The following is a 1,226-nucleotide window of genomic DNA, read 5'->3' on the forward strand; positions in this document are numbered from 1 at the left end:
TGAATTTCGGACACTGACGTAAGCTACGATTTGTTGTTTGCTGATCTTCGACGAAGAGGAGATCAGAGATGTCGAAACGGAAGAACCATTCGCCCGAGTTCAAAGCGAAAGTCGCGCTTGAGGCTTTGAAGGGCGAGCGGACTGTTGCTGAGCTGGCGAGCCAGTTTGGCGTTCACCCAACGATGATCCACAGCTGGAAACGGGCGCTTCTGGAAGGCGCGTCCGGCGTGTTCGAGCGTGGCGGAAAGAAGCCCCCAGAGATCGACGAGGAGCAAGTCAAAGAACTGCACGCGAAGATCGGGGAGCTGGCCGTTGCCAACGATTTTTTGTCACGAAAGCTCAAGCCGTGGATCGGCAAGTGAGGCGCAAGATGGTCGAGCCTGCCAATACCAACCTGTCGATTGGCAAACAGTGCAAGCTGTTGTCGATCTCGCGGTCATCGTTTTACTACATGCCCAAGGGTGAGACAGCGATGAATCTGATGTTGATGCGCCAGATCGATGAGCAGTTTCTGGAAACACCGTTCTTTGGCGTCCGGCAAATGACTTGGCACTTGCGAAACGAAGGCCATCTGGTGAACGAGAAGCGCATCCGACGCTTGATGCGGCTGATGGGCTTGATGCCGATCTATCAGAAACCAAACATCAGCAAAGCGGCGAAAGGGCACAAGACCTATCCCTATCTGCTGCGCGGCCTACGGGTGGAGCGCCCCAATCAGGTCTGGTGTGCCGACATCACGTATCTGCCGATGCGCAGGGGCTTTCTGTATCTGGTCGCCATCATGGACTGGCACACCCGAAAGGTGCTGGCCTGGCGCATCTCGAACACGCTGGAAGCCGACTTCTGCGTCGCGGCACTGAACGAGGCCATCGCCAGGTTTGGCCCACCGGAAATCATGAATACGGATCAGGGCAGCCAGTTCACCTCGTTTGCCTGGACCGACCGGCTACGCCGATCCGGAGTGCGTATCTCGATGGATGGCAAAGGCCGGTTCCTCGATAACATCTTCGTCGAGCGGCTCTGGCGGTCGTTGAAGTACGAATGCGTCTACCTGCACGCCTGGGAGACCGGATCAGAGGCGAAGGCGGGCGTTGCGAAATGGATCGATTTCTACAACCGCAAACGCCCACACTCCGCCCTTGGCGGCAAACCCCCAGCCGTGGTCTATTGGCTGAGAAAAGAAGAAATCCAAACCGATCAGCAGGAGCAAAAAGTAGCTTAAATTA

1 protein-coding gene is annotated in these 1,226 nt (G+C 56.1%); it reads left to right on the plus strand.

All coding sequences use genetic code 11. The features are described 5' to 3' along the window. Positions 1 to 68: 68 nt before the first annotated feature. Positions 69 to 1,222 (plus strand): IS3 family transposase gene (locus tag ACR0AD_RS21110; protein WP_480489517.1). Its coding sequence is split into 2 segments (ribosomal slippage): positions 69 to 336 and positions 336 to 1,222, totalling 1,155 coding nucleotides; the frame shifts between segments, so codons are not numbered across the junction. The last annotated feature ends 4 nt before the right edge of the window (positions 1,223 to 1,226 follow it).

Source organism: Ruegeria sp. BH8 (assembly GCF_056538065.1).